Source organism: Spirosoma pulveris, assembly GCF_054781875.1.
The window spans coordinates 1-24786 of record NZ_BAAGTO010000009.1; the positions used below are offsets into that span (position 1 = coordinate 1).

At 51.4% G+C, this 24786-nt stretch carries 24 protein-coding genes; 15 read left to right on the plus strand and 9 right to left on the minus strand.

All coding sequences use genetic code 11. The features are described from left to right. Positions 1-167: 167 nt before the first annotated feature. The 4 genes from ACYVJM_RS24110 to ACYVJM_RS24125 all read left to right on the plus strand — a co-directional run bounded on the left by ACYVJM_RS24110 (position 168) and on the right by ACYVJM_RS24125 (position 4363). Positions 168-1352, plus strand: coding sequence for a hypothetical protein (locus ACYVJM_RS24110; RefSeq protein WP_461150801.1), 1185 nt, complete (start codon positions 168-170; stop codon positions 1350-1352). Positions 1353-1842: 490 nt separating this feature from the next. After that, a complete protein-coding gene (locus ACYVJM_RS24115) occupies positions 1843-2457 on the plus strand; it encodes a sulfite oxidase-like oxidoreductase (protein ID WP_461150802.1) in 615 nt (204 codons plus the stop codon). 11 nt (positions 2458-2468) lie between these two features. Further along, entirely contained in the window at positions 2469-3209 is a 741-nt protein-coding gene (locus tag ACYVJM_RS24120; RefSeq protein ID WP_461150803.1) for a ferredoxin reductase, read from the plus strand. A gap of 29 nt (positions 3210-3238) precedes the next feature. Next, on the plus strand, positions 3239-4363 hold the full coding sequence (locus ACYVJM_RS24125) for a DmpA family aminopeptidase (protein ID WP_461150804.1): 1125 nt from the start codon (positions 3239-3241) through the stop codon (positions 4361-4363). Between the two features lie 7 nt (positions 4364-4370). Here ACYVJM_RS24125 and ACYVJM_RS24130 read toward each other — a convergent pair whose 3' ends face one another. The 3 genes from ACYVJM_RS24130 to ACYVJM_RS24140 all read right to left on the minus strand — a co-directional run bounded on the left by ACYVJM_RS24130 (position 4371) and on the right by ACYVJM_RS24140 (position 7869). Further along, on the minus strand, positions 4371-4874 hold the full coding sequence (locus ACYVJM_RS24130) for a hypothetical protein (RefSeq protein WP_461150805.1): 504 nt from the start codon (positions 4872-4874) through the stop codon (positions 4371-4373). 178 nt (positions 4875-5052) lie between these two features. Continuing rightward, positions 5053-7119: an OPT family oligopeptide transporter gene (locus ACYVJM_RS24135; RefSeq protein ID WP_461150806.1), complete on the minus strand. Its 2067-nt coding sequence runs from the start codon at positions 7117-7119 to the stop codon at positions 5053-5055. A gap of 81 nt (positions 7120-7200) precedes the next feature. Beyond that, positions 7201-7869 (minus strand): AlbA family DNA-binding domain-containing protein, encoded by a 669-nt coding sequence (locus ACYVJM_RS24140; protein ID WP_461150984.1) that lies wholly within the window; start codon positions 7867-7869, stop codon positions 7201-7203. A gap of 221 nt (positions 7870-8090) precedes the next feature. Between ACYVJM_RS24140 and ACYVJM_RS24145 the strand changes: the two genes are divergently transcribed. Further along, positions 8091-8567, plus strand: coding sequence for a sterol desaturase family protein (locus ACYVJM_RS24145; RefSeq protein WP_461150807.1), 477 nt, complete (start codon positions 8091-8093; stop codon positions 8565-8567). An 81-nt stretch (positions 8568-8648) separates the two neighbouring features. Here ACYVJM_RS24145 and ACYVJM_RS24150 read toward each other — a convergent pair whose 3' ends face one another. Then, positions 8649-8870 (minus strand): DUF2795 domain-containing protein, encoded by a 222-nt coding sequence (locus ACYVJM_RS24150; RefSeq protein WP_009284883.1) that lies wholly within the window; start codon positions 8868-8870, stop codon positions 8649-8651. Between the two features lie 319 nt (positions 8871-9189). On the opposite strand from ACYVJM_RS24150, the gene ACYVJM_RS24155 reads away from it, so the two are divergent. Continuing rightward, the gene (locus tag ACYVJM_RS24155; RefSeq protein ID WP_461150808.1) at positions 9190-9939 is read left to right on the plus strand and encodes a copper homeostasis protein CutC; all 750 of its coding nucleotides are present in this window, start codon (positions 9190-9192) and stop codon (positions 9937-9939) included. Here ACYVJM_RS24155 and purU read toward each other — a convergent pair. After that, the gene (purU, locus tag ACYVJM_RS24160) at positions 9908-10798 is read right to left on the minus strand and encodes a formyltetrahydrofolate deformylase (RefSeq protein ID WP_461150809.1); all 891 of its coding nucleotides are present in this window, start codon (positions 10796-10798) and stop codon (positions 9908-9910) included. The two genes, ACYVJM_RS24155 and purU, sit on opposite strands and share 32 nt — an antisense overlap. 110 nt (positions 10799-10908) lie before the next feature. Here purU and ACYVJM_RS24165 point away from each other — a divergent pair, with 110 nt between their 5' ends. The 3 genes from ACYVJM_RS24165 (at position 10909) to mog (ending at position 14445) form a co-directional block, all read left to right on the plus strand. Further along, entirely contained in the window at positions 10909-11931 is a 1023-nt protein-coding gene (locus ACYVJM_RS24165; RefSeq protein ID WP_461150810.1) for an isoaspartyl peptidase/L-asparaginase family protein, read from the plus strand. A gap of 95 nt (positions 11932-12026) precedes the next feature. Further along, positions 12027-13847 carry a glycosyltransferase gene (locus tag ACYVJM_RS24170; protein ID WP_461150811.1) on the plus strand — a complete coding sequence of 607 codons (1821 nt, stop codon included), beginning with the start codon at positions 12027-12029 and terminating at the stop codon, positions 13845-13847. 73 nt (positions 13848-13920) lie between these two features. Beyond that, positions 13921-14445, plus strand: a complete 525-nt coding sequence (mog, locus tag ACYVJM_RS24175; RefSeq protein ID WP_461150812.1) for a molybdopterin adenylyltransferase — start codon at positions 13921-13923, stop codon at positions 14443-14445. A 45-nt stretch (positions 14446-14490) separates the two neighbouring features. Here the strand turns inward: mog and ACYVJM_RS24180 are convergent, their stop codons facing one another. Then, positions 14491-15687 carry an anhydro-N-acetylmuramic acid kinase gene (locus ACYVJM_RS24180; protein ID WP_461150813.1) on the minus strand — a complete coding sequence of 399 codons (1197 nt, stop codon included), beginning with the start codon at positions 15685-15687 and terminating at the stop codon, positions 14491-14493. A gap of 66 nt (positions 15688-15753) precedes the next feature. Here ACYVJM_RS24180 and ACYVJM_RS24185 point away from each other — a divergent pair, with 66 nt between their 5' ends. The 3 genes from ACYVJM_RS24185 (at position 15754) to ACYVJM_RS24195 (ending at position 19091) form a co-directional block, all read left to right on the plus strand. Continuing rightward, entirely contained in the window at positions 15754-16650 is an 897-nt protein-coding gene (locus tag ACYVJM_RS24185; RefSeq protein WP_461150814.1) for a fructosamine kinase family protein, read from the plus strand. Positions 16651-16780: 130 nt separating this feature from the next. Beyond that, positions 16781-18208, plus strand: coding sequence for a DEAD/DEAH box helicase (locus ACYVJM_RS24190; protein WP_461150815.1), 1428 nt, complete (start codon positions 16781-16783; stop codon positions 18206-18208). Positions 18209-18281: 73 nt separating this feature from the next. After that, on the plus strand, positions 18282-19091 hold the full coding sequence (locus ACYVJM_RS24195; protein ID WP_461150816.1) for a tetratricopeptide repeat protein: 810 nt from the start codon (positions 18282-18284) through the stop codon (positions 19089-19091). Positions 19092-19116: 25 nt separating this feature from the next. Here the strand turns inward: ACYVJM_RS24195 and ACYVJM_RS24200 are convergent, their stop codons facing one another. Further along, entirely contained in the window at positions 19117-20190 is a 1074-nt protein-coding gene (locus tag ACYVJM_RS24200; protein ID WP_461150817.1) for a toxin-antitoxin system YwqK family antitoxin, read from the minus strand. Positions 20191-20247: 57 nt separating this feature from the next. On the opposite strand from ACYVJM_RS24200, the gene fcl reads away from it, so the two are divergent. Next, complete coding sequence (gene fcl / locus ACYVJM_RS24205; protein WP_461150818.1) at positions 20248-21189, plus strand: GDP-L-fucose synthase; 942 nt, start codon at positions 20248-20250, stop codon at positions 21187-21189. Between the two features lie 45 nt (positions 21190-21234). Here fcl and ACYVJM_RS24210 read toward each other — a convergent pair whose 3' ends face one another. Then, entirely contained in the window at positions 21235-21867 is a 633-nt protein-coding gene (locus ACYVJM_RS24210; RefSeq protein ID WP_461150819.1) for an acetyltransferase, read from the minus strand. 113 nt (positions 21868-21980) lie between these two features. Between ACYVJM_RS24210 and ACYVJM_RS24215 the strand changes: the two genes are divergently transcribed. Together ACYVJM_RS24215 and ACYVJM_RS24220 are read left to right on the plus strand one after the other, a co-directional pair. Beyond that, the gene (locus ACYVJM_RS24215; RefSeq protein WP_461150820.1) at positions 21981-22808 is read left to right on the plus strand and encodes a UDP-2,3-diacylglucosamine diphosphatase; all 828 of its coding nucleotides are present in this window, start codon (positions 21981-21983) and stop codon (positions 22806-22808) included. 10 nt (positions 22809-22818) lie between these two features. Continuing rightward, positions 22819-23967: a glycosyltransferase family protein gene (locus ACYVJM_RS24220; RefSeq protein ID WP_461150821.1), complete on the plus strand. Its 1149-nt coding sequence runs from the start codon at positions 22819-22821 to the stop codon at positions 23965-23967. On the opposite strand, the gene ACYVJM_RS24225 is transcribed toward ACYVJM_RS24220, so the two are convergent. Continuing rightward, positions 23956-24786 (minus strand): Rossmann-fold NAD(P)-binding domain-containing protein, encoded by an 831-nt coding sequence (locus ACYVJM_RS24225; protein ID WP_461150822.1) that lies wholly within the window; start codon positions 24784-24786, stop codon positions 23956-23958. The two genes, ACYVJM_RS24220 and ACYVJM_RS24225, sit on opposite strands and share 12 nt — an antisense overlap.

Sequence of the window (24786 nt, forward strand, 5' to 3'; positions counted from 1 at the left end):
TTGGAACGACTAGGCGGAGATTTTTTGGTTGAATTGGACATAACCAAGGGGATTTGAGTGAAACAATTTACTGAATTGTCTCTTCTCATTTTCATCCCATTTGTCCACTTTCATTTGACGACGTACACCCGAGTGTCACGCTGACGGCGGCTGGGCCAGCCGCCGATGTGGGGGCCCGCTATCACTTTAGCCACGGGGCTACTCCGATCAGTGACGGGAACACCGCTACGGTGACCACCACCGGCCTCTACTCGGTCACGGTCACTTCGAGCCGTGGTTGTTCGGCTACGGCCTCCACGACGGTAAGCGGTGATCAAGCCCCCCCCTCAGTCAGCATTAGTCCCTCCGCCAGCACCGTCTGTGCGGGGCAGACGGTGAGCTTATCCGTCACGCCGGGTTTGAGCCGCTACGTCTGGAGTACGGGCCAGACTACGGCCAGCCTCTCCGTCACCGCAACGGGTACGTACTCGGTAACGGTCACCAACAGCAACGGCTGCTCGGCTACAGCCCTGGCCAGTGTAACCGTCAGGCCTACGCCGCCAACGCCCACCATTATGACCCAAAGTGGCCAGCTTTACCCCGGTGGGCAATCGTCGGTGAGTGTCCCTCAATACTCAGGTACCGTTACCCTACTCATCAGTGGTTGCCCGGGCAGCCTCCACTGGCAGGGACCCAACGGTATGGGTGGGAGCAGCACCAGTATTCCGGTGGCGACCTCCGCTACGGGTACGTTTGTCTACTCGGCCACCTGTCAACAGGAGGGTTGCCCCAGTGGGGTGGGCAGTGCCACGGTAGTGGTGCAAAGCGGAGCCTTGATGATGGTGGCTCCGGTTTATGATTGCCAGCGCCGCCAACTGACCCTGCGCACCACGGGCGGCAACGGTCAGCCCCTCGAGTACCAGATTGCCAGTGTCACCACCGGCTGGGAGTCCGTGGGTTCGACCTTTATCGTCCAGGATAAGCATATTGGTAAGAGTCTCAAGCTACGGGCTCGCCAGCGCAGCAGCACAAGTGAGGACTTTGTGGAGGTTGAAACGAGTTTTACCCCCACCACCTGCGGCAGTAGCCGCCAGGCAATCAGCCCAGAACCGGTAGCTGGCCTGGAGGTAACCGTGCTGGGCAACCCCCTGACGGGGCCGGAGTTGTCGGTCGAGATCCGGAATGTGGAGGGGCAGCCGGTTCGGCTGGTTTTGATGAATCAGGGCGGTCGTCCCCTGGTTGAGCGAGCGGTCGAACGGGCGAGTAGTCTCGAGCGTCAGACGCTCAACGTGGGTAGTCAGCCAGCCGGTTTGCTGTTTTTGCGGGTGAGCACGGCTACTCAGCGTCAGACGGTGAAAGTGCTTAAGCCCTAAGTGGAGTTTATTTTTATGGAAAGCGGCCTGATCATCTTACATGATCAGGCCGCTTTTTACGTTTTATGTTTTGGCATCCGTAAAGTCTTTTTTAAGATAGGACAGTAGTTTAAAACGCCCGTATAAAGCGATGTCCCGCCAGAATTTGACAGTAGCGTCAGTTTTATCCTCTTTCAATCTCAAATTGTCATCTCAACAATCAAGGTCTTTTTTTCAGCGGTGCACTTGAATTTGTGAGATTAATCTTTGTCCCAAACGTTTAGAGTAATTCTTTGCGGCAGCCGCGCGGTATAGATACTAAGCCCCCTACTGAAGATCCCCGCTCCGAAGGCCCGGTCCTGGCGTCGGGACGACAGAAGTGTCCATGGCATAGTTCTCATTGATTTACAAAACTCACCCGATACGAACTTTTTTGTTGGCCACAGATCACGGTTCCGTTGTTCGCTTGTAAGAGACTGATTATCTTGCCAGACGACTAACGTTATAGACTATGGCTTCTTTCTTTAACAAAGGGTTTGGCCGGAAACGGGACTCTGACACGAGCGGACGGATTCCTCCCGGCCAATACGAAACACACGACTTCCCCGTACTGACGGCTGGACCTACACCCCGCATTCCGTTGACCACCTGGACGTTTTCGCTCGAAGGGCTGGTCGACACACCCGTTCAATGGACCTGGGAGGAGTTCAATGCGCTGCCACATCAGTCATTTACCAATGACATTCACTGCGTCACGAAGTGGTCGAAGCTCGATACGCATTGGGAAGGCGTTTCCATCGACACCCTGCTGGAACACGCCAACGTAAAACCCGAAGCTACCCACGTAATGGCTTATTCTTACGGTGATTACACCACCAATATCCCGCTCGAAGATCTCCGCCACGGAAAAGCCTTTGTTGGGCTTCGCTTTGAAGGCCAGCCGCTGGCGCCCGAACATGGTGGCCCCGCCCGGCTGGTGGTCCCGCACCTGTATTTCTGGAAGAGTGCCAAATGGATCAAGGGTCTGCGGTTCTTGGATGCCGATAAAGCCGGTTTCTGGGAACGGGGCGGCTACAGCATGTACGGCGACCCCTGGAAAGAACAACGCTACCGCAGCGACGACTGAGCCCTTTACCGATGAACAAAATTCAATGGCAGATGGCCGAAGTGAAGGCTATCGTTCAGGAAACACCGCGTGTGAAAACCCTCACACTGCACCTTCCGGAGTGGACACCACACCTTCCCGGCCAGCATTACGACCTTCGCCTGACGGCCGAAGACGGATACCAGGCCGAGCGTAGTTACTCCATTGCGTCACCACCGGAGAAGACCGGCGAGATCGACCTGACTATTGAGTTCATTACCGACGGCGAGGTATCTTCTTATCTCTTCGATGGCATCGCTATTGGCGACCCGCTCGAAGTGAGGGGACCAATTGGCGGTTATTTTGTCTGGAAAGACACGATGGCCAATGAACCCCTGCTGCTGGTAGCCGGTGGCTCGGGCATTGTGCCGCTGATGGCGATGCTGCGTCATCGGGCTACTATAAAAGCCACCAATCCGACGGTTTTGCTGTTCAGCGTCCGCACCGATGAGGACGTCATTTATTGGCATGAACTGAAGGCGTTAGCCCGTCAGGATGCTCAGTTCAGCCTGATCATCACCTTCACCCGTCGGCCACCGTCGGACTGGACGGGTTACCAACGGCGCATCGACGGGCCTATGCTGTCAGAAGTCCTGAGCCGGTTTTCATCTCAACCGCTTTCGTATGTTTGTGGCCCTACCCCACTGGTCGAGCAAGTCGCCAACGCACTGGCCGACGTTGGTTTGCCCCCAACGAGCATTCGCACCGAGCGATTTGGGCCGACAGGCGGGTAAGAGCTTCTGTACATTTACCTTCTCTCCTTATGTTACGCCCCTCCAAACTATTTTTACTACTCACCGCTTCACTTGTAACGACTGCCACCATGGCTCAATCCACCAAGCGCCCCCGCGACTATGGGATCAAGTTCGGGGTGCTGCCAACCGGCACGCTCAATGCTATTACCGATGTGCCGGGCGTTCGGGTGGGGCAGGTGACGCTTAATCAGGGTGCAAACATCCGAACCGGGGTTACGGCCATCCTACCTCACGATGGCAACCTGTTTCAGCAGAAAAGCCCGGCGGCTATTTATATCGGCAATGGCTTCGGCAAGCTGACGGGCTATAGCCAGGTCGAGGAACTCGGCACCCTGGAAACGCCCATCGTGCTTACGAATACACTGAGCGTTCCCACCGCTGCCGATGCCATTATCGATTACACGCTGGCGCAGAAAGGCAACGAACAGGTTCGCTCGGTGAATACAGTCGTGGGCGAAACCAATGACGGTACACTCAACGACATTCGCGGGCGTCATGTCACAAAGCAGCACGTGCTCGACGCCATCCGGCAAGCGAAAACCGGCCCGGTGGCAGAAGGTAACGCAGGTGCCGGAACCGGAACGGTCTGCTTCGGTTTCAAAGGCGGCATCGGTACGGCCTCTCGTAAGCTACCAGCCTCACTGGGCGGCTACACCGTTGGTGCATTGGTTCAGACGAACTTTGGCGGGGTGCTGCAAATCGCGGGCGTGCCGGTAGGGGTGGCTCTGGGAAAATATTCGTTCAAGGAAAAACTCGACGGCTCGTGCATGATGGTCGTCCTGACCGATGCGCCTTTAGATGCCCGTAATCTCAAACGGCTGGCCAAACGGGCGTTTATGGGACTGGCCCAGACGGGTGGCATTGCCTCAAACGGCAGTGGCGATTATGTGATTGCCGTATCGACCGCTTACCGCATTCCGCACGAAACAGCCAGATCGTTCGATGAACTGAAGCTAGTCCGCAACGACAACGTGTCGCCCCTGTTCATGGCCGCCATCGAAGCTACCGAAGAAGCGATTATCAACTCCCTGTTTGCCGGCAAAACAAGCACGGGTGATCAGGGCAACACGATAGAACAGCTACCGGTAGAGCGTGTCGTGGAGCTCTTGAAGAAAGCCGGACAGGTCCGCTGACAGCTACCTACTGGCTCGTTTGACGACTCGCCATCTTACGCTGACCGTTTCGAATAGCCATTTTGGTGAGACCGTAAATGACTAAACCCAGCACAATCATGGTAACGGTCCATTTTAAGTTAGTTAAAACAGAACCCAGGGACGCGACAACGTAGGGTGAATTGGGAAAGGCCTTTAGTAAGTAGACGATACAACTATTTTCCAGCAGATCGGAAACGAGTATACCCACGGGCAACACATTCACCAACCGAAACGAGTTGTATTTTCTGTGCCTGAACAGCAGCGTGAGGATAACACAAAACAGGAACGTGTAGATGAATGGATAAGCGAGGTCGGCGGTGAGTTCCCCCTGCGCGTAAACCGCCCGACCTTCCGGTCCGTAGTCCTCAATCATTCGCTGAATTCGGATCGGGTCATAGCCAACCAGCAGGTCGATGGGACCAACAGAATGTCCGGCCAGCGCATTCATGCGGGCTTCGAGATTATTGAAAATGTAGGCTGGGAACGGCACCTACAGTACCATTCCCAGCAATAACGTTTTCCAGGATGATATCCGATAAAAGAAAGTTGACAGCGCAGAAAGCATGTTTATAAGGGTAGGTTAAAAGATGGAAGGCACAGGCTTAATAAAGCAATAAATGCCAGAATTCAGCCCGTCACGCAGGCCTATTTACCTACCGGTAGGCTTTTTAGCCTTCCTGCTTCTGCTCACCAACGCGCCACAGCACAACGGCCAGTCCAACAAACGACAATGCACCCAGCAGCATATACCCGCCTTCGCCCAATGCACTGCCTAATAACGGCTCCAGCGTCAACGAGGCCAGGCCATTGTAGATGGATGCGTTAACCGATAACAAGGCTACGGCTACTCCCGCTAAAGCACCTCCGGCTACCAGACCCGTTGCAAATAGGTTTCCTTTTCCGAGGTCAGCATCTTCTTCCACGATACCTTTCCGCTTCTTGCTGGCATCGACAATCGCTTTGACCAGCCCACCGGCAAAAATAGGCAACGTGGTCGACAGCGGTAAATATAAACCCACCGCAAAGGCCAGCGCACTCACGCCAACCAGTTCAAAAACAAAGGCGATAAAAGCTCCTACCAGCACGAACTGCCAGTCGAGGTTAAAAGACAACAGCCCTTTTATAAGCGTAGCCATCAGCGTACCCTGCGGAGCCGGAAACTTATCGGAACCAATGGCGTGCGTAATACCCTGCGCCAGCAGATCAGGCGTGGGTGTGTCCAGAATTTTTACCGTGGCTCCCACAACCAGCGATGATATAATAACGCCAACAAACAGGGCCATCTGCTGGTATTTCGGTGTCGCGCCAACGATGTAGCCAGTTTTGAGATCCTGTGATGTGGCCCCGGCATTGGCAGCGGCCACACAAATCATGCTCCCTACTACCAGCACAGCCGGTTCGTACACTTTTCCGGTCAGGCCGAAGCCGATAAACACCAGGGAAGTTCCCATAATTGTGGCGATGGTCATTCCCGAAACGGGCGACGAGCTCGACCCGATCAGCCCCACAATCCGGCTGGCAACGGTAACGAAGAAAAAACCGAACACGATAACGAGTATGGCGATCAGCAACTTGGTTAGTACAGAATCGCCGGGAATTTGGGGCAGCACGATCATCAGGGCCGCCAGCACAACACTACCGATCACAACGATCCGAACGCTCAAATCCTGCTCGGTACGGGGAATGCCGCTATGACCACTCAGCGCGTTTTCGGCTTCGATGGCGTTCATCGACGTTTTGCTGAAACTCTGCCGAAACGAAGAGACAATGGTGGGAATGGTTTTGATGAGCGTCATAAAGCCCCCTGCCGTAACCGCTCCAGCGCCTATTTGCCGGATATAGGCCCGATAGATGGCCGCTGCCGTATCTGAGAACGTATGCGTGGCCGGATTCCAGCCACCCGGTCCGCCAGCCGTTTGCAGATTAGTAAGATAGCCCAACTTCTGTAACTGAAGGGCGATTGTATCACCCGGCACGACCGATGCCAGCAAAGGAATAAGACCGAGCCAGGCCAGAATACCGCCACCAACCAGCACCGCCGAGATGCGGAAACCAATAATATAACCCACACCCAGGTACTCCGGGGTTATCTCGCCCGCCACCTGCGCCGATGGAAAATACCGATTCGCCTGCTTCGTAGCCCAAATTGGTACTTCCGCGATGACATGAAGCACCTTCTGGAGAAACGCGTACACGAGCGCTGCTCCCAGCCCCTGGTAGGCCGTTTTGGCAAAGTCACCGCCTTTTTCGCCCGCTATCAGTACCGAAGCACAGGCGGTTCCCTCCGGATACGGTAGGGTGCCGTGCTCCTGCACAATAAGCGACCGACGCAGCGGAATCATCATCAGCGTACCGATCAGCCCCCCCAGAATGGACAGCGTGAGAATGGTCCAGTAATTGAAGAAGTCGGCCCCGGAGCCGTTCGTCAGGAAGAGAAAGCCCGGCATGGTGAACACCACCCCGGATGCAATACTTTCGCCAGCCGAGCCGGTTGTTTGAATGATGTTGTTTTCGAGAATGGTGGTGTTCAGGAAACGACGCCCAAGGGATATGGCCAGTACGGCAATGGGAATGGAGGCCGATACGGAAAGGCCGGCTTTTAAGGAAAGATAAACCGTTGCCGCGCCAAAGAGTACGCCGAATACCGCGCCGGTGATAATAGCTTTAGCGGTGAATTCGGCGGGCGATTCCGTTGCCGGAACGAAAGGTTTATGAGCAGGTGGGGTTAAGGCCATTGTCTACGGGTTTGTGATGCGTCAATCCTGAGCATAACAAAGTAAGACATTATCGGAACATACCGAAAGCCAACCTTAACATTATTGGACCATACGGGGTGTATACTTATCCATGACATCGCTGGGGTGGATCTCCAGCACATTCGCCAGCACCAGCAACACCAGCGTTCGGGACGCAATTCGTCGGGAAATGCCCGCAATTGAGGCAAAAAGGTCGACGGTAATGCTGTTATGTTCCCCGAGGTGCTGCATCAGCATCCGCTCCTTATCGCCGTAACTAAACCGAATCTGGCGTTCGGCCTGTTCGCCTTTCAGGATTTCACGCACTTCACGGCTAGCCTGAACAGACTTGTCGCCGACGCGCACATATGCTTTCTTGTTATCGGGTTCGGCCGGATCGGGGATAATATAATGGGGGCGTGTGGGGCTTCGGGGAACCCGGATCACGAGTACCTCACGTTCATCGTAGAGCTGAACGCGCTCAATGGTGTAGGAAATTCGTGGGAAACAGAACTTGTTGATGGCCCGAACGAGCAGGTACTCGTCTTCATCGGCATATTTGAGTCCGGGAATCTTCTTGTCGTCACCGACGCCGATGAGCATGATTCCACCGTTTGTGTTAGCGAAAGCGACCACCCCCCGAATAATCTTCTCGGGATGATTGGTTTTCAGCTTGAACTCTAAATTGCTACCCTCTCCCCGCCTGACCAGGTTTTTGAGTGCCTGATAGTCCATAACCGATGGGTTCATCTGGTTGAGCACTGACTTGTTATAAAGATACGGATTTTCCACAAATTTGCAAGTAATCGACACGTATCTCTATTTTGCGTTAAAAACTAAGGGTAAATGCGTCAACTTTTCAAGGACACAAACCGTTAGTAGAGCATATCATCTGACCGCTGGTGTAGGTTCAGTACAAGACCACCTATGGCTTGTTTATTATTGACCTGCGCTACTAAAGAAACACAAAAATGCTGGTAAATGTTGCTTTGGTACTAGGTACTTTCCTGTTCATGGAAGGCGTAGCATGGTTTACGCACAAATACATTATGCATGGCTTTTTATGGAGCTGGCATCGTGACCATCACAACCACCACAATGGCTTCTTCGAAATAAACGACCTGTTCGCCGTTGTTTTTAGTGTAACTGCCATTGGCATGTTTCTGGCCGGAGTAGCCATTCCGGAACTCAGCTTCCTGACCTGGATCGGGGCGGGTGTAACCCTTTATGGCTTGTTCTACTTCATCTTCCACGACATCATTGTTCATCGCCGGGTGAAGATGAAGATTGACACGAGCGGCCGTTACATGCAACGCATCATGCGGGCGCACTATATTCACCATAAAGTACACTCCAAAGAAGGAGCCGAAGCATTTGGTTTTTTGTACGCTCCCAAGAAATACGACCGCCCGGTGAAAACGGTAAAGACGGAGGAAAAGGTAAGCTAGCTCGGCCTGTAAGTACAGTATCAAAAAAGGCGTATCCATTTAAATGGACACGCCTTTTTTTAGTGGTACCGTCCAACAGGATCAGTACTCATCTTCGTTAAAGAAGAAATCATCCTTGGTTGGATAATCCGGCCAAATTTCTTCAATGCTCTCATAAGGCTGCCCATCATCTTCAAGTTCCTGAAGATTTTCAACAACTTCGAGTGGGGCTCCCGAGCGAATGGAATAATCAATCAATTCGTCTTTGGTGGCAGGCCAGGGCGCATCTTCCAAATAGGATGCTAGTTCGAGTGTCCAGTACATAGTGTGTCCGATATTTTGATGACAGCTTTCTAATAAGGGTGCAAAAGTAAAAAAACCGTTAATATCCAAGCCCTTTTCAGCAAAAATGTTCTTAACCGTTAGTTTAAAAGGATTTAGGCCATTAACGTGTAAACTTGAGTATTGTTTCTCTTCGGTGGGATAAAGATGTCATTTAACCTGTAACATCCAAACATGTATATTTAACGGTTTATTTTAATCAGTTAAACACCCTTATTTCATCCCGCCTGTAATTTATTGAATCGCTATAAGTCGCCTAATTAACGAGTAAATTTTATTTATATCCATCAACGTCGCAAATATGGTACTGGAAGTATGCGCTTATTCTCTTGATTCATGTCTTACGGCCCAACGGGCAGGTGCGGGACGAATAGAACTCTGTGGCGGTATGGCCGAGGGCGGTACTACACCCAGTGCAGGCCTGATCCAGCTCGTCAGGCAGCAGGTACATATTCCAATCTATGTTATGATTCGGCCACGCGGGGGCGATTTTCTGTATTCCGATACAGAACTGGCTGTTATGCGTGCGGATATTAGTCTGGCTAAAGCACTCGGTGCGGATGGACTGGTGCTGGGTATCCTGAAGCCCGATGGCACCGTTGATGAAGCAACGACGCGTACACTGGTCGAACTGGCTCACCCGCTGCCCGTTACGTTCCACCGGGCTTTCGACATGACCCGCGATCCGCTCGAAGCTCTCGAAGCCATTGTTCGCACCGGTGCCGTTCGGATTTTAACCTCCGGCCAGCACCAAACCGCCGAAGCAGGCTTATCTGTTATTCAGCAACTGGCAAAACAGGCGGCCGGGCGCATCGAAATTATGGCTGGCGCGGGCGTAAATGCCGGGAATGCTCACTTGTTCATTGAGGCCGGTGCCGATGCGCTGCATTCGAGCGGTAGTCAGACAGAAGATAGCCGAATGGTGTTTCGCCAGCCTGCCGTATCCATGGCTTCGGCCGTACCGGATGAATACGAACATATTGAAGCGAACGAAGAAAAAGTCAGAGCCCTGGCAACACTTACAAAACAATCGCCCGATTTCCCGAAATAAAGACCCGATCGTTGAAGACCAGTTTTAAGGCCTGCGACAGCACAATTTTTTCAACGTCTTTCCCTTCGGTTGCCATATCGGCTGCGGTATGGCGGTGGTCTACTTCTTTTACATTCTGGGCAATAATTGGTCCTTCGTCCAGGTCATTATTGACAAAGTGAGCTGTGGCCCCAATAATCTTCACCCCTCGTTCGTAAGCCTGCCGGTAAGGGTTTGCCCCGATGAAGGCGGGCAGAAAAGAATGATGGATATTAATGATCCGGTTTGGATACTGATTGACAAAGCCGGGCGTCAGTACGCGCATGTATTTAGCCAGCACCAGGTACTCCGGCTCATAAATGGCCAGCGTCCGCAAAATGGCTTCTTCATGCTCCTCCCGTGTTTTTCCTTCGTGCGATATATAGTGAAACGGAATGCCAAACTTGCTGACCAGCGGCTGCAAACTATTGTAGTTACTCACCACCGCCAGAATAGCCGCATCCAGTTCATCGAACGCATACCGAATAAGCAGTTCGCCAAGGCAATGGTGCTCTTTCGTTACCATGACCACAATATTCTTTTTGCGTCTGGGATTCAGCCGGAAGGTGATTCCCGATTGATATGCCGTATTCGGCAGGCGAGTGCGATCGGCTAAATCACTGTTCTCAGCCGTTTCTGAGCCGGGTATGGTTGAGGTTAATTCGTGTAACAAAGCCGCGCTATCGAAGGTATCCTGCCCCCCCGCCGACTCAAACTCCGTGCGCATGAAAAACCGGCCTGACGGACTCACGTATTCATCATTATGGATGATGTTCAGGTTATGGCGAAACAATACGCCGGTCACGTGGTAAATGAGACCCTTGCTATCAGGGCCGTCCATGAGCAATATATGTTTATCAGGAGCCGTCATAAAGCGTTTCGAATAAATCGGCCAAAAGTAGTAAATGCCAAGCGTTTATTCCTTTAATTTGAGCCGTAAGCCTTATATGTATGGTAAATAGACGCCGTTTTCTAACGCTTGGCTCTTTGGCCGGGCTTCTCCCCACTTTATCGTTTAGCCGTTCAAGATCAACCCTTACCGGTAATACAGACAGCCTTTCGGCACCTCAGGCACTCAGCCAAAACTCGCTGCCCACGGGCCCACCGCCTGGTGGTCCGCTGGTTATTTCTACCTGGAAACAACCCAAAGCCAATGCAGCGGCTCAGGCCGTACTCGATAAAGGCGGCAGCGCCCTGGATGCCGTTGAAGCGGGCGTCCGGATTCCCGAGGCCGACCCCGACGATATGAGCGTTGGCTACGGCGGCCGCCCCGACCGCGACGGTCATGTTACCCTCGACGCCTGCATCATGGACGAGAAAGGCAATGCGGGCGCCGTCACGTTTCTGGAGCATATCATGCATCCGATTTCGGTAGCCAGAGCCGTAATGGAGAAGACACCCCACGTCATGCTCAGTGGCGAAGGTGCCCTTCAATTTGCCCTTGCCCAGGGTTTCAAGAAAGAGAAAATGCTCACGGCAAAAGCAGAAAAAGAGTGGAAAGAATGGCTCAAAACAGCTAAGTATAAACCCATCGCCAACATTGAACGGCACGATACCATTGGTATGCTGGCTATCGACGCAAAGGGGAATATTTCAGGTGCCTGCACCACCAGTGGTCTGGCCTATAAAATGCGGGGCCGTGTTGGCGATTCGCCCATTATCGGGGCGGGATTGTTTGTCGATAACGAAATTGGCGGGGCTTGTGCTACCGGTCTTGGCGAACTGGTTATGCGAACCTGTGGCTCATTTTTAGTTGTGGAACTGATGCGCCAGGGGCGCACACCCCAGCAAGCCTGTGAAGAAGCCGCCCTCCGGATCGTCAACAAACAGGAGTTCAAGGATATACAGGTCGGTTTTCTGGCAATAAATAAACAAGGAGAACACGGTGCGTTCAGTATTCAGCCCGGCTTTAACATTACCTTGTCGAAGAATAACCGAACAGAAGTGACAGACGCCAAGTCATATTTAAAATAAACAAATTTATCTCTTATTGTTTATATCGTTTATTTGCACGGCAAAGGCGTTATAAGTCGTTATGATCAACCATTGCGCCAAAACTACTAACTAATTTGGAAGCGGTATTTTCAACATCGAAGCGAAAATTACTACTGGAAATCGCCTGGGAGGTGTGTAATCAAGTAGGTGGAATTTATACAGTGATTCGGTCGAAAGTGCCGGCAATGGTGGAAAAGTGGGACGATAATTACGTAGCCCTTGGCCCCTATTTTCCGCAGCGGTCGGCAGCCGAGTTCGAACCTATTACCGACTCCGACGAAACGGAGATTGGCCAGACAGTTCGGAAGATGCGGCAGTTGGGTTATCGTGTCGAGTACGGCTACTGGCTCGTTACGGGCCGACCGCGCGTAGTGCTGTTCGATATTAACAGCATTACCGTCGAACAGCTCAACGAAATCAAAACGCGCCTTTGGCTCAACTACCAGCTCTCAACGCTGAATATTGAAGACCTCGTTAACCAGACGATCGCGTTTGGCGAAATGGTCCGCCTGTTTATTACGCTATTGGCCGAGGATCATGCCCGTCGGGTTGATTTTGTCGCGCATTTTCACGAGTGGATGGCCAGCACCGGCCTGCCCGACCTACGGCGCGACAATGTTAAAGTAGCTACCGTTTTCACCACGCACGCCACCATGCTGGGGCGCTACCTGGCCCAGAATGAGCCCGGCTTTTATGGTAAACTGCCGTTTTTCGACTGGAAACGGGAAGCGCTGCACTACGGCATCGACACCCAGGCAACCATTGAGCGGCTAGCAGCCCTGCAGGCGCATGTGTTTACCACCGTCAGCGATGTTACGGCGCGCGAGTGCGAGGTTTTTCTGGGCCGAAACCCGGACCTGGTCTTACCCAATGGACTGAATGTCACTCGCTTCGCGGCTGTCCACGAATTTCAGAACCTGCACGTTCGGTACAAGCAGAAGATTCATGAGTTCGTAATGGGGCACTTCTTCCAGAGTTATTCATTCGACCTGGAAAAAACCCTGTACTTTTTTACTTCGGGTCGATTTGAGTTTTCGAACAAGGGTTATGACCTGACCCTTGAAGCCCTCGCCCGACTGAACTACCGGATGCGCGAGGCTGGCATGGATATGACCGTTGTTATGTTCATGGTGACCAAGCAGCCGTACACATCCATCAATCCAGACGTCCTTCACTCGCGGGCGTTGCTGGATGAAATTCAGGAAACCTGCGAGAGCATCGAAAAACAGGTCGGCGAACGGCTGTTCCAGGCTGCGGCATCCGACCCCAACGGCACGTCGCTGCCCGACCTGAACAATTTTGTTGATGAATACTGGCGGCTCCGGCTTCGGCGAACGGTACAGAGCTGGAAAACGAAGCACCTGCCACCTTTCGTAACCCACAATCTGGTGCAGGAGGACGACATGACACGGTTCATTCGTCAGGCCAACCTGGTCAATAATGAGTATGACCGGGTCAAGATCGTGTACCACCCCGACTTTATTGCCTCAACTAACCCGCTGTTCGGGCTAGACTACAGCCAGTTCGTTCGGGGTTGCCACCTGGGCGTTTTCCCAAGCTACTATGAGCCCTGGGGCTACACCCCGCTGGAATGCGTTGTGCGCGGCATTCCAACCGTTACCAGCGATCAGTCAGGTTTCGGCGATTTCATCATGCAGATCATGCGTGACTACGAAAACCGGGGTATCTATGTGATCAACCGCCGGACGCAGTCCTTCGACGAAGCCGCCGATCAACTGGCCGATGTGCTTTACCGTTTCGTTCGGATGGCCCAGCGCGACCGGATTCAGCAACGGAACCGCGTGGAGAGCATTGCTGATGTCTTCGACTGGAGTAGCCTGCGGTCGTATTACGACACCGCACACGATCTGGCGTTGAAGCGCAAAAAACCGTAAAGAGATATAAGATGTATGGTATAGGATATAGGCGTTAGAACCTGTACCATACATCTTATAGCCTACATTCTATATGATCAACATCGGCATTATCAACGTTTCGGACCGGGCCAGCGCTGGTATTTATGAAGACATTCCGGGAAAAGCGGTCGTTGAATTTTTAACTGAATGGCTGAGCTGCGCGTGGGAGCCCGTGTACCGGGTTATTCCCGATGAACAGGACCAGCTCGAAGCAACCATGATCGAACTGGCCGATGCCGAGGGTTGCTGTCTGGTCGTTACAACAGGTGGCACAGGGCCCGCCCTGCGCGACGTAACCCCCGAAGCGACCGAAGCCGTCTGTCAGAAAATGATGCCTGGTTTTGGCGAGCTGATGCGTCAGGAAAGCCTTAAGTACGTGCCTACAGCCATCCTGTCCCGGCAAACGGCTGGTATCCGAAATCAGACACTCATTCTGAATTTACCCGGCAAACCCAAAGCCATTGGCCAATGCCTCTCAGTAGTGTTTCCGGCAATTCCCTATTGCATCGACTTGATTGGCGGGCCATTTTTAACCACCCACGAGGATAAAATGAAGGTGTTTCGGCCTAAAAGCTAGCTCCAAACCTATGAGGTTTCTAAAACCTTATAGGCTTAAAAAGAACTACTTCGGAAAGCTAACCTTTCCCATCGAAACCGTTGGGACGCCCTGCCGATTCCCGAATGAGGTGTTTCCACCGGCCAGGCTTTCGTTGGCCAGTACGGCAAACAGTACTGCTTCTTTGGCATCCCCGCTAATGTTAAGTTCGTCGGTCAATCCAAACGAACAGGTGGGCAGCCCTTTTTTGAGGGCCTTTGTCAGCATCGGGTTGTGTGCCCCTCCCCCGCTCATGTAAATCCGATACGTTTCTCCATCACGCATAACACGCCGGATTGCGTCAATAATGGTGTCGGCACTGAATTGAACGAGCGTTGCCATCAAATCTTCGGCAGCTATACCTGTTGTCTGGCTTTGAGTCTGTGCCTTTTCTACGTAGGCCACATTGAATACTTCGGGTCCGGTTGTTTTGGGGAAAGCTGCGTCGAAGAACGGGTTAACGTTTAACGCGCGCAACAGACTAGGATTAACGGTTCCCAGATCGGCCAGTTTACCGTCTTCGTCGTAGGGTTTATTCAGAAATTTACGGGCGTAAGCGTCCAGAAGCGTGTTTCCCGGCCCGGTATCGGTTGTAAACACGTTGCTGGCATCTTCATCGGCGGGCAGGTACGTGAAGTTGGCAATGCCGCCCATATTCAGTAACAGCCGGTTTTCTCCCGCTTTTGAAAACATGAAATAATCCCCGTAAACAGCCAGGGGCGCTCCTTCTCCCCCATGTGCTACGTGCTTCTGCCGAAAATCGCTCAGCGTGATTATTCCGGTGACGGCGGCAATGTGGTCGCCATCGCCAATCTGGAGCGTGGCATTTGGGAACTTATCGTGCCGGTGCTGACTTTTGGGAGCGTGATAGACGGTTTGCCCGTGACTGGCGACGATGTCTACCTCATCAGGATCAATACCCCAGTTTTTCAGGCAATCGAGAATGAATTGACCATGCAACTGGCCAATGTATGGATTTAACAAACAAAGCTTCTCAAATTCGATTTTGTCTTTAGCGAAGATAGTCCGAATCTCGGTCTTGAACGCTTCATCGTAAGGCACCGTGGCAAAGCGATGAAGAACGACCTCCGTACCAGGCCCGCTGCCCGAAATGTGACAGAGAGCCACATCGAGACCATCGAGCGATGTGCCGGACATGAGGCCAATAATTCGGCGGACGGACTTCCCGGCAATGTTATAAAGGTGCTGGATTTGACGATTCATAAACTGTCAATTGATATTGATTGGCCGGTAGTTATCGGTATAAACCAGCCGCTACGCAAATAACGCATGGATTTTTGGGGCGACGAGCAATTTTCTTTTTTTGAAAGCATTCTGTTTTCAGCCTTAGGCCATCCGGTCCAGGTTATCGAAATGCAGTTTGTTTCGGGTGGAAATATCAATACATCGGCTCAGGTATTTTCGTCGGAAGGTGTTTTTTTCATTAAGTGGAATCAACTGGAAGAGTCAGCCGGGGAGCAACCGGATATGTTCGCTTCTGAAGCACGCGGGCTGGATTTGCTCCGGCAGACCGACGCCCTTCACATTCCGCAGGTTATTGGCTACGGCCGTCTGCTCGATAAAGCGTACCTAATTCTGGAATACATCGATCCGGGTACGCCAGTTAAGCAGTATTGGGAGACCCTTGGGCAGTCGCTGGCGGTAATACACTCGCATACACAGCCTACGTTCGGTCTGAATTTCGAGAATTATATTGGCTCGCTACCGCAAACCAACACCCCAACCGCCAACGGATACGATTTCTTCTTCGAGCATCGGCTACTACCCCAGGCCGGTTTAGCCTTATACAAAGGGTTACTGTCCAGATCTACTTACGATGCGCTGCTTCGGCTGCGCGGGCAGTTGCCGAATCTTCTTCCAAACGAGCGCCCTGCGTTACTGCACGGCGATTTGTGGTCTGGCAATGTGCTGGTCAATGAAGCAGGGCAACCGGCGTTGGTAGACCCCGCCGTCTACTATGGATTTCGGGAGGCTGAGCTGGCATTTACGAAGTTATTCGCCGGTTTCGACGATCGTTTTTACGACGCTTATCACGAAACGTTCCCCCTGCAGAACGGCTTTAATGAGCGCGTCGCCATTTATAATTTGTACCCCTTGCTCGTTCATGTGAATCTGTTTGGCTCCGGTTACGTTAGTGGCGTAGAAAGAATTTTGAAACAGTTTTGAAAAGTCAGTACGGGAGCGTGGTGGCGTGCGTGAAGAACGCGCGTACATCCTGGATACAGTGACGTTATGGAAGGCTTACTCTCCTAACTCCACCTATTTTACTCACGCTCACCTACTTCACTTACCTCCCATGGAAATTACTTCCTTCGAACAGTTCGAGTTGAACCGGCAGTTGCTTAACGCCGTGGCCGAACTTGGCTATACAGAACCCACGCCCATTCAGCAGAAAACAATTCCACTGAGTCTTGGCAATCACGACGTATTAGGCATTGCCCAGACAGGAACCGGTAAAACAGCGGCTTACCTGTTGCCCATCCTGATGAAAGTGAAGTACGCACAGGGCAAAAATCCCCGTGCGTTAATTCTGGCACCCACGCGTGAGCTGGTTATGCAAATTAACGAAGCCGTTAGCCAGTTAGCCAAGTATACAGACCTGCGCCACCTGGCTTTATATGGCGGACTCGGTCCCAAAACGCAGATTGAAACCCTTCGAAACGGCGTCGACATTCTGGTAGCAACCCCCGGCCGGTTTATGGATTTGTACCGTTCCGGCGAGCTGATTACGAAGGAAATCCGCACCATGGTGCTCGACGAAGCCGACAAAATGATGGACATGGGTTTCATGCCCCAAATCCGGTCTATCCTGGAAATTATTCCGACCAAGCGCCAGAACCTGTTGTTTTCAGCTACGTTTGGCGGTCGCGTTGAACGGCTGTCGGCCGAGTTCCTGGAAGCGCCGATAAAAGTGGAGGTAACGCCACAGGCATCCACCGCCGACATGGTAAGCCAGGTAATTTACGAAGCGCCTAACTTCCGTACGAAGATCAATATGCTGGATTACCTCATGCGTCAGGAGGAATTCCAGCGGGTCATCATTTTTGCCCGTACCAAGGGCACCGCCGATAACATCTACAAGTTCCTGTCTCGGAAAGTGATCGAGCCGGAAAAGATTCGGGTAATTCATGCCAACAAAGGGCAGAACACCCGCATCAATGCTATGGATGCCTTTAAGGAAGGCAACATACAGGTACTGGTTTCGACAGATGTAGCCGCCCGGGGCATCGATGTGGCCGAGGTCAGCCATGTGATCAACTTCGACCTGCCCCTGATCTACGAAGATTACGTTCACCGCATCGGTCGTACAGGACGGGCCAATCATACCGGGGAGGCCATTACGTTTTTAACGAAAGCCGAGGAGTACCATGTTCAGAAGATCGAACGAATTATCAAAGCAACCATTCCACGGCAGCCGCTCCCGACGGGCGTAGTGGTGGCAGAAACCCCTTTTGAGGAAGAACAGGCCATGCTTCGTGAAATTGATGAGCAGCGCAGAAAGGAAGATCCAACGTTTTTAGGGGCTTTTCACGAGAAAAAAATTTCCAATATGGCCCCCGGACGCGAACGGGATAAAGCACAAGCCAAGCTTTCCGGTGCCAAAAAAACCTCACCGTCGAGTCCGGGAACCCGTTCTGGAAGCTTTAACCGCAAATCTGGTGGATCGGTAAGCAATAAGCCCGGAGGGAATAAGCGGTCAGGCTCACGGGGGGGGCGTCGGTAATCCGTTAAAAATGTACTAATTTGGATTCCCATTTCGTTCTATCGAGACAAAACTCCCTGGTACAGTACTTTCTATGAACGTTCGGATGAATCTGATACAGTGGACTTTAGTTGCGCTACCGTTTTTATCGGCAGCGCAACCGAAGCAACTTATTATATCGGCACGTTCGGGCGATTCAATTCGACGAAATCAGCCCGCAGAAAAACCCCTTGAAACGATTGCCCATCAACCGGCGGAATCTGTTTCGACGGACGCTACAGAAACGGCGGGGGTTTCGGTCAATATTCTTCCTCTGTTTGGTGAACGCCCCAAAACGGCCGAACAGATTGATGCCGAGATTCACTTTCTGAACGACTGCGACCGCAACTTTGCCAGTCGCCCGGAGGCCAGTGATTTTTTTGCCGCCCGGGGTTGGGATTACGTGTCCGGCGGTCAGTTAGATACCGCGGCTCACCGATTTAACTTGTCCTGGCTACTGAATGACCATAACGCCGATGCGTATTGGGGACTCGGGGTTGTATGTTACCAGAAAAACCAACTGCCAACTGCCATTCGGATGCTCAAAAAAGGGTTGGCGGTTGCCGATAGTAATGTGGCTCTGATAACTGATTTGGCAACCGTTGAAATTAAATACTACCAGGAGAAACCGTCACCTGATCTGCTAACCGAAGCGGAAGTCATTTTAACTCATGCCGTGGCCTTAAGTCCCGACAACGCCGGGGCCATTCAAAAGCTGTCAGTGGTTTATTTTTTGAAAGCTGATTACCCCAAAGCGTGGGAGTATTTCCATCAGGCCCGCAACCTGGATTTGTCTGTGCTGGACTTGAGCTACCTGAACGAGTTACTGGCTAAATCTCCTGACCCCAAACGGGTGTTTAAGTGAAACCAATTCCCTGCTCCACCAAGTACTAATTCTCCGTTTCTTCTTCCTGGATCACCTTCTCTTTGGCCCGCTCGAAGGTCACCTTGCCTTTTTCATCCCATTCGGTTAAGGTGTACGGCTCGAACTCCGTATCCCACTGATCTTTAGCATATTGTGACAGTTTCCGACGCATTCGACGACCATTCGGGTTGAGCGGGTAATATTCCGTCCATCGGCCAACCTTTATCCCATTATCGTACTTCCCTTCCTCGGCCAGTAGTCCGTTTTCGTAGAAGGCCATGTATGTCCCTTTTACTTTACCGTACTCCATCGGAATGATTTCTTTTATTTTCCGATGCGTAGAGTCATAATAAACCAGCCGCGACTCGGCCGGAACACCCCGATACCAACGGGTTTTATCGACCAGCATAAATTTGCTATCGTACTTTTCCCAGCGGCCATCTTTCATACCGGCATAATAGTATCCTTCCTCAACCAGATCGCTGTTCTGGTAGCGTTTGTAAGGACCGTGGAGCAGCAATCCGGTGCCTTCGTCCCGAACAATGGAACTTGTTACGCGGGCAGATTTCTGATAATAGCGGTAAATTTCGCGAACATAAGGCAGTGGTTTTACGGCATCGTTGTCGCGCAGGACATAAAACTCCTCGATAACCGTCCGGTCGCCACTCCCGAATTTGGTGTACGCTTTCACCATCGACAGCCCTTCATATTCCGTCTTTGACAGTTTGCTCTTACTCTTCCGGTCTGCTTTTATTTTTTTGAGCTGCTTTACTTTCAACCCCAAATCAGGCATGATCCCGTTCAGGTATGTATCTTTCTGATCTTTCAACGAAGACATGGTTGGCAAGCCCAGTGTCGTAAGTGATGATGGTACGGAGGAAAACCCGTCCAGCAGCGACGGTGCCGCCCCGGAAGGAGCTAAAACTGGTTTGGCCGCGGTTGTAAGCGAAGCCGGGGCCGTTTGCGCGTACGTTGTAAGCGCCAAAAGACCAGTAGATAATATGAGGACAATCCGTTGTTTCAAGTCAGAGGCAAACATGGCATTGGCAAACGATTGGTGCCTGAAGTTTGTTAGTTTTGCAACGATATACAAAGTCATATTATTTTATAATCTGTCCGTCTACTAGTCAGGCGGTTATGTCCATCTCCAATTAACGTGGAAAAACACGCTCGTATTTATGTTGCCGGACACCGGGGTATGGTTGGTTCGGCTCTGGTTCGTAAGCTTCAGGCCGAAGGCTTCACTAACATTATCACCCGCACGTCATCTGAACTGGATTTGCGCAATCAGGCTGCTGTAAGTGATTTTTTCCAGCAAGAGCAACCTGAATATGTATTTCTGGCGGCCGCCAAAGTAGGCGGCATTATGGCCAATAACATCTATCGTGCCGAATTCCTCTACGATAACCTGATGATTGAGGCCAACATCATCCACTCCGCTTATCAGACAGCCGTCAAAAAATTGTTGTTTCTTGGGTCTTCCTGCATTTACCCAAAGTTAGCACCTCAGCCTTTAAAAGAAGAGTATCTGCTGAGCGGTTTTCTTGAGGAAACGAATGAGCCGTATGCTATTGCCAAAATTACGGGCATCAAGCTTTGCGAAGCTTATCGCAGTCAGTACGGCTGTAATTTCATTTCGGCAATGCCAACGAATTTGTACGGTCCTAATGACAATTACGATTTACAGGGTTCGCATGTATTGCCCGCGCTGATTCGCAAATTTCATGAGGCTAAGGTAAACGGTCAGCCAACGGTTGAAGTATGGGGAACCGGCTCGCCCAAACGCGAGTTTCTGCATGCTGATGATCTGGCCGCTGCCTGTTTCTTTCTAATGGAAAATTATAACGATGCCTTGTTCGTCAACATCGGCACCGGCGAAGACGTTACCATTCGTGAAGTAGCCGAATTGATAAAGGAAACTGTTGGCTTTACGGGCGAATTGCGCTGGAACACCGATAAACCTGATGGAACACCCCGCAAACTCATGGATGTTTCGCGGCTTCATAACATGGGCTGGAAACACACTACCGAGTTGAAAGACGGTCTGGAGCGCACCTACCAGGATTTCCTGACCAACGAGGTTCTATACGTTGAATAAACCATTATAAATTTGTAGAGACGCAAAGGATTGCGTCTCTACAAATTACAATTTTTTGGCCGGGTTCCCGAATACCGTTGTTCCGGCTTCTACGTTTTCAATTACTACCGATCCCGCGCCAATTCGGGCGTTTTTACCAATTGTCACACCACTGATGATGGTGGCACCAGTACCAATGAATGCCCCTTCTTCAACACTGGCTCCGCTGTTAACGACGCTTCCGGTACCCAGCAGAACGTAGTCCCCTATTCGAGCCTGGCTTTCAATAATCACTCCCGATTGAAGAATACAATGCTGCCCAACTTCGGCCAGGGGGTTGACGACCACGCGGGCCGCGATGAGATTACCATGTCCGATGGTTGCCATGCCCGACACAGTGGCGGTATCATGAATCGCATTGACGGGCTGTACCTTGCGTCGTTCGTTCAGCATCTTGACCAGACGCTTGCGAACCCGTCCGTCGCTGATCGCGACAAATGCTTCGCACTTCTGGCCAATCAGTTTCAGAAAGCCATCATTGTCCGTTTCGCCAAGCACAGAAACATCACTGAATTCTTTCCCGTGCAGCTCTTTATTATCATCTAACAGGCCATACACAACTACCGTATTTCGCTGAAATATGTCTAAAGCCGTCATCCCGAGGCTACCGGCTCCAAAAATAAGCACTGGATTTTCCATCTATTCTGTTTGTGTTATGTCAATGTTAAGCATCTGTCTGGCAGTGCTCTAAGTTTGTCAATTTGGTAACGTTTCGGTAAATCCTACTTCATTCATGAATAGTAGTTTCGTTCATGAAATCAAGTACGCACTTCCGCACCATCGTCATGTCGGACATTCACCTGGGCACTGCCGGGTCGAAGGCCAAAGAGGCTACTGAGTTTTTGCGTAACTACTCCTGTCAAAAACTTATTCTCAATGGCGATATCATTGACGGTTGGCAGCTGAAGCAGTATGGAATCTGGAAAAAGAAACACACCGCTTTTTTTAAAACGGTTTTAAAGCAAATCGTTCATTACGATACCAAAGTTATCTATCTGCGGGGTAACCACGACGACTTTCTCGATCAGATCATGCCGCTCAAGGTGGGCAGAAACTTTTCCATTCGGAAGGATTACACCCTGACCTCCGGCTCTAAAACGTTTTATGTCACACACGGTGATGTATTTGATTCCATTACCTCGCAGATGAAGTGGCTGGCCTATCTGGGCGACATCGGCTATACGTTTCTTCTGTGGGTGAATAAATTCTACAATAATTACCGTACCTGGCGGGGCTTACCTTACTATTCGCTTTCTCAACAAATAAAATCCCGCATAAAAAAGGCCGTTAGCTACATCTCCGATTATGAACAGAAGCTAACCGAGCTGGCCCGCGCCCGCCACTGCGATGGCGTTATTTGCGGCCATATCCACCAGCCCGCCATTCACGAGTTCGACGGTGTTATCTACATGAACTCCGGCGACTGGGTTGAATCTCTCAGTGCCCTGGTAGAAGACCATAGCGGCAACTGGAGCCTCCTCTATTACACCTGCGACCTGAGCAATGATGACTCAGAAGCATCTCCTGCTAATCGGGAGCACCAACCCGTAAAAAACAGCCAATCCGTTCAGATAATTTAATATTTTTATCATGCGCGTATTATTTCTAGTGCAAGGTGAAGGTCGGGGTCATTTAACGCAGGCTCTATCGCTGGCCCAGATTTTACAGATGGCTGGTCATGAGGTGATCGGTGCCATCGTTGGCGTCACGGCCGAACGAAGCGTTCCTGCCTTTTTCACTGAAACGTTTACAGCTCCTATTCTGCCCGTATTCAGTCCGGGCCTTGTCTACAATGCAGGTACCAATGCTCTGGACCCGTTAAAGACCACCCTGCTGGCCCTTAAAACGGTAAGGCCATTCTGGCGTAGTTTACAGCGTGTACGCGATCATATTAAGACTGAGCGGCCGGACGTTGTTGTTAACTTCTATGAAATGCTGGGGGGAATGACCTACGCGCTGCTGCGACCTTCCGTGCCAATGGTCTGCATTGCTCATCAGTACATGGCTTTTCACCCTAATTTTCAGCGCCCTTCAGGCCAGTGGTTCTACGAGCAAGCCTTTAAATTAAACACACGACTAACTTGCTTTGGCGCAAAGGAACTGCTGGCATTGTCATTTGATGAGCAGGCCGACGAACCACGGGAGCGGCTGCGTGTGGTACCTCCCCTGCTTCGCCAGGAGGTTACCGAACTGAAACCATCATTCTCCTCCGACTTTTTGCTGGCTTACGTAACCCAGCCCGGCCTCAAAGTCGAATTACAAAAGGCCCATCAGCAGCATCCTGCGCAAAAAATGGATGCTTTTCATGCCGATGCAACCGGACCGAATCAGGTGATTGATGACACCCTGACGTATCACGCCATTGATGGCAAACGATTTCTGGAATACATGGCTCGCTGCAAGGCGATTGTTACCACGGCTGGATTCGAATCGGTTTGTGAAGCGGCTTATCTGGGCAAACCTGTCCTGATGATTCCACAACCCAATCATTTTGAGCAGGCCTGTAATGCGATTGACGGCCAGCGGGCGGGTGTTGGCGTTGCTTCAGACACGTTCGATCTGAACAAGCTTTCGGATTTCATGCCACAATATGATACTCAATTGAGTGAGCATTTTCGTTCCTGGCACGCACGCGGCTACTTTCTGTTCTTGGCCGCTTTGAACCGGGCGGTAATATCTACTGAAAAACCGTCGGGCGGCTTTTTCCGACCTCGGGTCCGGCATCTGCTACGCTCTTAATTCATATAAAAAATCCAGCGGATTTGGATACTGGAACTGGTAGCCTGTATCAGACATAATTCTTTCCGGCGAGATTACTTTATACGCTATCGGACTTACCGGCTCAACGAAGGTTGGCAGTACGTAGCCAAAATCTGCACAGCTTTTCCGATAGATAGCTTCCCGGGTCGGGTGTTCTGGCGAAGCAGCGTTGTAAACCCCGGTTAAGGATTGCGCTATAACCGCTTTTAAGAGGCCTACAGCATCATTTCGGTGAAGATAGTTAACGGGTACCCCTCCGCTATCGACAGAGCGTCCTGCCACGTATTTGCCGGGTATACGATCGTAACCCATCAATCCACCGCACCGAACGATGGTAACCAGCTTATCCGGAGCCAGACTCTGGACAAATTGTTCAGCCTGTACTAAGGCCGGTGCAGCCGATTGGCTGACATCCATTACGTCTTTCTCCACCACCACCCGGTTTAGCTCAGGATAGACTGAAGTCGAGCTTATGTAAATAACCTGCTTCACGGATGATTGACGGATCGCGTTTGTCAGGTTTTTAATTTGTGCCGGGTGAAAGTCCTCGCCCTGTTTACCCGCTTTTGGCGGAATGTCGATCAGCAGCACATCGGCTTGTAGAAGCTCGTTCAGATCACCTTCCGGTTCCGGATTTAATCGCAGCAAATAACCAGCAATATTGGCCTGTTTAAGCTTAACCAGTTTTTCTGGCGTTGTCGTGCTACCTTTTACATTATAACCATCTGCAACCAGAGCAATACCGAGCGGCAATCCAAGCCAGCCACAGCCAATAATAGCAATCGTTTTGTTGGACAT